The 8,265-nt window shown below is 69.8% G+C and carries 11 protein-coding genes; 5 read left to right on the top strand and 6 right to left on the bottom strand.

Features of this window, described 5'->3' with window-relative positions; genetic code table 11:
- Positions 1–14 precede the first annotated feature (14 nt).
- From ACFW16_RS00055 to ACFW16_RS00030, 6 genes are read right to left on the bottom strand one after another with little or no spacing between them, the layout of a single operon-like run.
- Positions 15–329 (bottom strand): hypothetical protein, encoded by a 315-nt coding sequence (locus ACFW16_RS00055; RefSeq protein ID WP_380300578.1) that lies wholly within the window; start codon positions 327–329, stop codon positions 15–17.
- Positions 326–1,009 carry a hypothetical protein gene (locus ACFW16_RS00050; RefSeq protein WP_380300576.1) on the bottom strand — a complete coding sequence of 228 codons (684 nt, stop codon included), beginning with the start codon at positions 1,007–1,009 and terminating at the stop codon, positions 326–328. The genes ACFW16_RS00055 and ACFW16_RS00050 overlap by 4 nt, the downstream gene beginning before the upstream one ends.
- Positions 1,010–1,014: 5 nt before the next feature.
- Positions 1,015–2,406 carry an APC family permease gene (locus ACFW16_RS00045; protein WP_380300574.1) on the bottom strand — a complete coding sequence of 464 codons (1,392 nt, stop codon included), beginning with the start codon at positions 2,404–2,406 and terminating at the stop codon, positions 1,015–1,017.
- A 36-nt stretch (positions 2,407–2,442) separates the two neighbouring features.
- On the bottom strand, positions 2,443–2,586 hold the full coding sequence (locus ACFW16_RS00040; RefSeq protein ID WP_380300572.1) for a hypothetical protein: 144 nt from the start codon (positions 2,584–2,586) through the stop codon (positions 2,443–2,445).
- Complete coding sequence (locus ACFW16_RS00035) at positions 2,583–2,984, bottom strand: hypothetical protein (protein ID WP_380300570.1); 402 nt, start codon at positions 2,982–2,984, stop codon at positions 2,583–2,585. The genes ACFW16_RS00040 and ACFW16_RS00035 overlap by 4 nt, the downstream gene beginning before the upstream one ends.
- On the bottom strand, positions 2,956–3,291 hold the full coding sequence (locus ACFW16_RS00030) for a hypothetical protein (protein WP_380300568.1): 336 nt from the start codon (positions 3,289–3,291) through the stop codon (positions 2,956–2,958). The genes ACFW16_RS00035 and ACFW16_RS00030 overlap by 29 nt, the downstream gene beginning before the upstream one ends.
- A 216-nt stretch (positions 3,292–3,507) precedes the next feature.
- Between ACFW16_RS00030 and ACFW16_RS00025 the strand changes: the two genes are divergently transcribed.
- The 5 genes from ACFW16_RS00025 to ACFW16_RS00005 are packed head-to-tail and all read left to right on the top strand — an operon-like array spanning position 3,508 to position 8,133.
- Complete coding sequence (locus tag ACFW16_RS00025; protein WP_380300566.1) at positions 3,508–4,194, top strand: N-acetylmannosamine-6-phosphate 2-epimerase; 687 nt, start codon at positions 3,508–3,510, stop codon at positions 4,192–4,194.
- 38 nt (positions 4,195–4,232) lie between these two features.
- Entirely contained in the window at positions 4,233–5,558 is a 1,326-nt protein-coding gene (locus tag ACFW16_RS00020; protein ID WP_380300564.1) for an ABC transporter substrate-binding protein, read from the top strand.
- Positions 5,558–6,460 carry a carbohydrate ABC transporter permease gene (locus ACFW16_RS00015; RefSeq protein WP_380300562.1) on the top strand — a complete coding sequence of 301 codons (903 nt, stop codon included), beginning with the start codon at positions 5,558–5,560 and terminating at the stop codon, positions 6,458–6,460. Before ACFW16_RS00020 ends, ACFW16_RS00015 begins: the two co-directional genes overlap by 1 nt.
- Entirely contained in the window at positions 6,457–7,278 is an 822-nt protein-coding gene (locus ACFW16_RS00010) for a carbohydrate ABC transporter permease (RefSeq protein WP_380300561.1), read from the top strand. The genes ACFW16_RS00015 and ACFW16_RS00010 overlap by 4 nt, the downstream gene beginning before the upstream one ends.
- Positions 7,279–7,287: 9 nt before the next feature.
- On the top strand, positions 7,288–8,133 hold the full coding sequence (locus ACFW16_RS00005) for a MurR/RpiR family transcriptional regulator (protein ID WP_380300559.1): 846 nt from the start codon (positions 7,288–7,290) through the stop codon (positions 8,131–8,133).
- The last annotated feature ends 132 nt before the right edge of the window (positions 8,134–8,265 follow it).

The raw sequence follows: 8,265 nt of genomic DNA, 5'->3' as shown, positions 1-8,265 counted from the left end.
TCCGCGAACCCAACCTACGAGCCGGCCGGGGCCCGGCCGCGGCGTTCCTCCCAGCGCAGCCGGGCCCAGCGATAGGCGTCGAGCACCGCCAGCGACTGCACGAACAGGCCGCCGGCAATGCGGCCGACGGGCGAGGCGGCCGGCGGCGCCAGATGGAGGCTGATCCAGCCGAACACCAGCACGAAGAAGGCGAAGGTCAGGGCCCGCTGCGGCATCCGCAGCAGCAGGTGGCCGACGCCCGGCAGCACGGCGGCGACGGCGAGCACCAGCCAGGGATGCGGCAGCGCCTCGCCGGGGGCCGGGCTGCGGTATTCGCCCGGCCGCCTCATGCCCGCAGCGCCAGCTTTTCGGGCGCCTCGGGCCGCAGCGCCTCGTCCAGCGCGTGCAGCCGGCCGAGCCAGCCCTCGAGCCGGCCCGGGTCGAGGCGGTCGGCGGCGAAGCGGGCCTGCCGGAACAGCAGGTAGCCGCCGCGGTCGCCCTCATCCGCCTGCCAGACCAGGCGTAGGAAGCCCGGGGTGATCAGCACCTCCTTGAGGCGCGGGTCACGCAGCAGCGCGCCGATCGCCTCCAGCGCCGGGCCGTCCGGCAGCGCGTCCGGGTCGTCGCATTTCACCACGGCGCCCTCGGGCCAGCCCGGCGGCGGGTCGATCCGGTGCGGCAGCTCGGTGAATGGCGAATAGAATTCGACACCGACCGGCCGCATCAGCACGTCCAGCGTGCCGCGGGTGCCGGTCGGCCCGTCCAGCCGCATCGCCAGCCACAGCGACGGCAGCTTGCGCGGCGTCAGCGCCTCGACGAAGGGCAGCAGCGTGACCATCCGGCCGCAATGGCGGCCGCGCAGCGTCGGATAGGCAGCGGCGCCGCGGGTGAGGGTGCCGCCTTCGAACAGCCGCCGGCAATCGTCCAGGAAACCGTCGCGCCGCCGGCGCGCCGCGGCCTGGTCGCGCCGCCAGACCAGCGCGAGCGCCAGCAGGCCGAGCAGGGCGACGGCAAGGGGGACGATGCCCATCGGCCTCAATAGCCCTTCGGCCGTGGCCAGGGCATGGTGAACTGGTCGCCGCGCCGGACGAATTTGTAGCGGTGAAAGGCGAACCAGGCCGAGGCGACGATGTAGAACACCAGCATCGCCGCCAGCTGCGTGCCGTAGCCGAGGAAGATCGCGACATAGGTCATGGCGCACAGCGCCAGCAGCAGCAGGGCCGGCAGCGGGTGGAACGGGTGGATGTAGCCGCGGCTGATGCTGCCCAGCGGCCATTTCTTCCGGAACAGGATCATGTTGACCGGCATGAAGGTGTAGCCGAGCAGCCCGGAGAGGATCGAGAAGGTGACGACCTGGTCGAGCGGCACGACATAGGCGAAGGCGACCGCGATCGGCACCAGGAACAGGATCGAGCGGTAAGGCGTGCGGTAGCGCGGATGGACCGCGCCGAACCAGGAGGGCAGGTAGCGGTCGCGCCCCATCGAGAACCAGGCGCGCGAGGCGTCGTTGATGCAGCCATTGGCCGAGGCGACGGCGGCGAACAGGGTGCCGACGAACAGCATCACCTCGAGCCAGGCGTTGCCGGTCACCAGCGCCGCGTCGTACAGCGGCGTGATCGCCCGGCCGAGATACTCCCAGGGCAGCAGGCCGGTGCAGACATACCAGGTCAGGGTCGCCGCGATCAGCAGCGTGATCATGCCGCTCATCGTGCCGTAGGGCAGGGACCGGGCGGGCGACCGCACCTCCTCCGCCGCCTGGCAGGTGCCCTCGATGCCGAGATAGAACCAGATGCCGAAATGCATCGCCGCCAGCACGCCGAGCCAGCCATAGGGCAGGTCGGTCAGAAGCTCCTTGTGCTGCAGCATGCCGCCGGGCTGCCAGGGCGCGGAGGCGAAGAAGAACACCAGGATCGACAGGAAGGCCACGGCGGTGATGACGAAGTTCACCGTCAGGGTCATGAACACGCCGCGATAGTTCAGCCAGGCCAGGATCGCGACGGTCAGCAGCACGAAGGGCTCGCGCTGCAAGGCGTGGCCGGTCTGGGCCGCGACGCTGGCCAGCAGGTCGCCGACCACCAGCGCGTCGCCCGCCTCCAGCATGGTGTAGGCCATCACCAGGTAGAGCCCGACATTGAACGCCATCAGCGGGCCGATGATGTGCTTGGCCTGGGCGTATTGCCCGCCCGCCGCCGCGACGGTCGAGGTGACCTCGGAATCGATCATGGCGACGCAGGTGTACAGGATGCCGATCACCCAGCAGGCGATCAGCGCCCCGACCGCGCCGCCCTTGCCGACGGCGAAGTTCCAGCCCATGAACTCGCCGACCAGCACGATGCCGACGCCGAGCGCCCAGACATGGCCGGGGCCGAGCACGCGCAGCAGGCTGATCTTGCGGGTGTCGGCGGCGGTCTCCGGCAGGCTGGTCATCGGCATCCCCTCATCGGTCTGGTACCGGGCAGGCCCTCATTCGATCTCGCCCTCGCGGGACGATGTCAAAAGCTCTTCGTCGTAGTCGCGGTCGACCCGCAGCATGTCTGCCAGCATCCACAGCAGGATCGCGGCCGACACCGCCCAGGCGGCGTATTCCGCCAGAACCCACAGGCTCATCGCCGGGCCTCCCCTTCGTCCTCGCCGAAGCGCTCGGCGATCACGTCGCGGTACTCGCGGCCGGAGAGGCGGATGACGAAGACGAAATAGGCGACCAGCAGGAAGGCGGTCAGGCCGAAGGCCGCCGGGTCGATCGAATAGTCGAAGCGGGTCAGGATCGCCGGCGCCGCGGTGTCCGGCGTCATGCCCAGCTTCTCCCAGGCCTGCTGCATCGCGGGCGTCTGGCCCAGGCTCTGCCAGGTCGGGTCCGCCAGCTCCCGGGTCACGGTGCCGGCGCCGGTCAGGCGCAGGAAGGCGGGGGCCCACAGCGCGCCGAACACCAGCGCCAGGATGACGACGACGTCGATGACCTGGCCGGCCCGGCTCTGCTCAGGCGGTCGGTACGGTCGGCGGGGCATGGGCTTCGCTCCCGGAAAAGCGGTCCGGATCGTGGCCGCGGGCCGCGTCGAGATGGCGGAGGTCGAGGCCGTAGATGGCCTCCTTGTCCTCGGCATAGTGCTTCACCAGCGCCCAGATCGAGGCGGTGTTGAGGATCAGCACCGCGCCGCCGGCCGCAGCCAGCAGCAGCCGGACCGGACCGTCGACCAGCGGCCACATGGCGACGAAGGTGAACAGCATGATGGCCCACAGCAGGACCACGAACCCCGTGGCGCCGCGCCGGTCGGCACGGAACAAGGCTTCGATCCGAGGATCTGGACTCGGCATGGGACCTCCCTGTGGCGGACCTCCCCGATCCGGCGGTTGCGTTTCCGCTAATTTATTGTCAGGAAAATTTATTCCCTGTCATGAAATGAGGCGCCGGTGTGGGGGCTTTGTCAAGAGGGTGCTGGAGTTGCCGTTGAGATCGAAAATATGTTGTGAAGAAATTTTTCATCCTAAGATTTATATTGATAAAAATTATCACACAGGTAACGTGGATTCATGACCGACGCCGCCTTCGTCTCCGCCGTCCTCGGCCGCCTGCGCGGCCGGCTGATCGTGTCCTGTCAGCCGGTGGTGGGCGGGCCGCTCGACCGCACCGAGCTGGTGGTGGCGCTGGCCCGGGCCGTGGTCGGCGCCGGCGCCGCGGGCCTGAGGATCGAGGGGGTGGAGCGTGTCGCCGCGGTCTGCCGCATCGCCGGGGTGCCGGTGATCGGCATCGTCAAGGTCGACTTGGCCGACAGCCCGGTGCGGATCACACCGCACCTCGCCGATGTCGACGCGCTGGCCGAGGCCGGCGCCGAGGTCATCGCCTTCGACGCCACCGACCGCGTCCGACCGGTCGCGGTGGCGGAGCTGGCGGCGCGCATCCATGCACACGGCCGCATCGCCATGGCCGATGTCTCGACCCGGGCGGAAGGCCGGGCGGCCGCGGCGGCCGGCGCCGACATCGTCGCCTCGACCCTCGCCGGCTATGTCGCCGGGCCGGAGCCGACCGAGCCGGACCTGGCCCTGGTCGCCGACCTCGCCGCCGACGGCTTCACCGTGATCGCCGAAGGCAATGTGCGGACGCCGGAGCATGCCGCCTCGGCCCTGGCCGCGGGGGCGCATGCGGTGGTCGCCGGCTCGGCCATCACCCGGCCGGAACATGTGACGCGCTGGTTCCTCGACGCCCTCGGCGCAGGCTGACGGGCCGTCCTTCAATCAAGACAAACAGGGGGCAAACGATGACGAATATCCTGTGCAAGACCCTGCTGGCCGGGCTGGCCTTGTCGGCGTTCTCCTCCGCCGCCATGGCGGGCGAGGTGACGCTGCTGTTCTGGCCGGGGCCGGAAAGCGAGGCGATGCAGAAGGTCCTGGATGCCTACAATGCCGGTCCGGGCCAGGCCGACGGCATCACCGTCAAGCAGCTGCTGTTCAGCCGCCAGGGCTATTTCGAGAAGGAGCAGGCGGATCTGGCGGCGGGGTCGAGCGAGTTCGACCTGGCGCTGGTCACCACCTACACGCTCGGCCGCTACGCGCCCTATCTCGACCCGATCGACGCCCAGGTGCCGGCCGAGGCCAAGTCCGCCTTCGCGCCGGTGGCGCTGCAGTCCCTGACCCTGGACGGCAAGCTCTACGGCGTGCCGACCGACATCTCGGTGCATTTCCTCTACTACCGCAAGGACCTGGTCGATAGGCTGCTGTCCGACGCCGAGTGGCAGAAGCGCTATGCCGAGATCGCCAAGGCGAAGCTGGGGCGCGAGATGCAGCCGAAGGCGCCGGACGACTGGAGCTGGGACGACTGGATCGCCGCCGCTTTGTTCTTCAGCGCCGCCGACAACCCGGACAGCCCGACCCGCTTCGGCACCGTGCTGCAGATGAAGAACCTGATCTTCAACGTGATGCTGTGGCAGGCGACTCTGGTGTCGAACGGCGGCGACTGGCTGGCCGACGGCAAGCCGGCGATCGACGGGCCGGCAGCGCGCGCGGGGCTGCAGGTCTACAAGACCTTGATCGACGCCAAGGCGACGCCGCCGGGGTCGATCAGCTACGAGTATCCGGAGGCCAACGCGGCGTTCCAGGCCGGCCAGGCCGCCACCATGCTGCAGTGGAACGCGGCCTTCAACGAGTTGAACGACCCGGCCAAGTCGCCCACGGTCGCCGGCAAGGTCGGCCTGGCCCCGCTGCCGGCCGGCAGCGCCGGGCACAAGAGCCACGTCCATTCGCTCGGCATCGGCCTGAACAAGGCCTCGAAGAACAAGGCCGACGCCGGCAAGGTCGTGGCCTGGCTGGCGACCAAGGACGCCATGACGGTCTACGCCCAGGCCGGCGGCACCCCGCCGGTGCCGGAGATCCTGAAGGCGATGGCGTCGACCCGGCCGGAGTTCCCGCTGGTCGGCGATTTCGTCGACCGTTACGGCTTCGTCGTCACCGGCGGCACCGCCGCCTATGCCGTGCCGGTCTACGAGGTGCTGGCCGAGAAATTCTCCGCCTTCTGGGCCGGCCAGATCGACCTCGACACCGCGCTGAAGCAGGCGGCCGAGGGCATGGCCGAGCGGATCAAGGGCTGATGGCGCCCACGTCGGTGGGAGCCATGGCCGGGCGCCGGCCCTATGAGGGGCGCTGGGACGGGCTGTGGCTGCTCGGGCCGTTGCTCTTGTTCCTGGCGCTCCTGCTCGGCTTCCCGGCCGTCGCCAACCTGGTCTACAGCCTCAGCGAGGTGCGCTTCACCGGCCTGTGGTCGCCGCGCTGGGTCGGGCTCGACAACTACCGGACGGTGCTGGCCGACCCGGCCTTCTGGGGTGCGGTCGGCTTCTCCGCCCGCTTCGCCGTGGCGGTGACCGCGGCGCAGCTGCTGCTCGGCTTCGCGCTGGTGCTGGCGCTCGACCCGCTGATCGCGAAGCGGCGCTGGCTGATGGCGTTCCTGCTGCTGCCGATGATGGTGTCGCCGGCCCTGCTCGGCGTGATGTACCGGCTGATGCTGAACGACTTCGTCGGGGTCATCCCGCAATACCTCCAGCTGGTCGGCTTCAGCGACAACCTGCTGGGCGTCGACTGGGCCTTCACCACGGTCGCGGTGATCGAGGTGCTGCAATGGACGCCCTTCGCCTTCCTGGCGCTGCTGACCGCCTACCAGGCGATCCCGGGTGATCTGGTCGAGGCCGCGCGGATCGACGGCGCCGGGTCCTGGGCCGTGTTCCGCCGCATCACCCTGCCGCTGATGGTGCCGGCGCTGGCGATCACCGGCTTCATCCGCTTCATCGACAGCTTCCGGGTGTTCGACCACATCTATGTGTTGACCGGCGGCGGCCCGGGCACGCTGACCCAGAGCCTGTCGATCTACATCTACCGCACCTTCTTCCAGCAGGAGCGGATCGGCCCCGCCGTCGCCGCCTCGATGCTGCTGCTGCTGGCGTCCGTGGTGGTGCTGCGCCTCCTGATGGCGCAGATGCTGAGGGGATCGCGGGGATGACGCGCCTCGTCTCAGGCCTGCGCTGGGCCGTCTTCCTGCTCGCGGTCCTCGTCCTCAACATCCCGGTCATCGTCACGCTGCTGACCTCGCTGAAGACGACGCTCGACATCAACGCCTATCCGCCGGTCTGGCTGTTCGCGCCGACCCTGGAGCATTACGGCACGGTGCTGACCGACCCGGCGCTGGACTTCCCGCGCTACCTGATGAACTCGACCGTCATCGCCCTCGGCGGCACGGTGCTGGCGCTCGGGCTCGGCGTGCCGGCCGCCTATGCCATGGCCCGGCTGGGGAAGGGGACCACGACCATCCTGCCGGTGGTCACCAACCTGCGGGCCCTGCCGCTGGTGATCTTCGCCATCCCCTTCTACCTGCTGTACCAGGCGCTCGGCCTGCTCGACACCAGGCTGGGCCTCGCCTTGATCTCTTGCATCATCAACCTGCCGCTGGCGCTGATCCTGCTGGTCGGCTTCCTGCAGGACCTGCCGCAGGAGATCGAGGAGGCGGCGCGGGTCGACGGCGCCTCCACCTTCGCCGTGCTGCGCCACATCGTGCTGCCGCTGGCCCGGCCGGTGCTGGTGGCGGTCGCCATCCTCAGCTTCATCTACAGCTGGAACGAGTTTCTGTTCGGCCTGATCCTGACCACCCGCAACGCCGTGCCGGTGACGGTCGGCGCCACCTTCTTCATCACCTCCTGGGGCGTGAAATGGGGTGCCACCGCGGCGGCGATGATGCTCAGCGTTCTGCCGCCGCTCTTGCTCGGCCTGGTCAGCTACCGCTATCTCGGCCGGGCGATGCTCGCCGGCGCGGTAAAGGGTTAGAATGCAGCGATGACAGAGGCCTCGACCATCGGGCGCAAGGTGCTGGCCAGCCTGCGGGCCGCCAATCCCGGCCTGTCGCCGGCGCTGGGCCGGATCGGCGACTATGTGCTGGAAGGGCCGGAGCGGGTGCTGTCGCAGACCGTGACCGAGCTGGCCGAGGCCTCCGGCTCCTCCGAGGCCTCGGTGATCCGTTTCTGCCGCGAGCAGGGCTTCCCCAGCTTCCAGGGCTTCAAGCTGGCGCTGGCCACCGAGCTCGCCTCGGCCCAGCCGCCGCGGGCGGAGGAGGCGGGGCGGCACGCCCTGTTCCGCATTGTCGACCGCGCCGTCGACGCGCTGCGCCAGACCGAGGACCTGCTGGACCCGGCCGCGGTGGAGGCGGTGGCCGACCGCCTCAGGACCGCCCGGCGCGTGCTGGTGTTCGGCGTCGGCGCCTCGGCCATCACCGCCCGCTACGCCCAGTACAAGCTGGCCCGGGTCGGGTTGCAGGCGGTGGCGCATGACGATCCGCACATGGCGGCGATGGCGACCGCGGCGCTGGGACCGGGCGACGTGGCGCTGGCCGTCTCCAGCTCCGGCTCCACCCTCGACGTGGTCCGCGCCGCCACGCTGGCGAAGGAGGCGGGGGCCTTCCTGGCGGCGATCACCAACCGCACCAAGAGCCCGCTGACCGGCCTGGCCGATGTGGTGCTGCTGGCCTCGACCCCGGAGACGCCGCTGACCGGCGGCGCCCTGGCCTCGAAGATCAGCCAACTGGTGATCGTCGACATGCTGTTCGAGACCATCGCCGACCGCGACCCCGCCGCCCGCGACGCCATCCGCCGCACGGCGCAGAGCGTGGCCGACCGTGGGTACTGATATGTTGAGGGCCGTCCTTTTTAGTCCCTCCTCCCCTTGCGGGAGGGGGGCAGGGGGAGGGGTTTGCGCGCGCCCGCGCGCGAACGGGTCATGGGCGTCACCGTTGGCACCATGGCCTGCATACCCGAGATC

The sequence above is a fragment of the Inquilinus sp. NPDC058860 genome (genome assembly GCF_042743185.1).
In the GTDB taxonomy this organism is placed as follows: domain Bacteria; phylum Pseudomonadota; class Alphaproteobacteria; order DSM-16000; family Inquilinaceae; genus Inquilinus.
The sequence above is the reverse complement of the archived record's forward strand: the minus strand, read 5'-3'. Positions and strand labels throughout refer to the sequence as shown.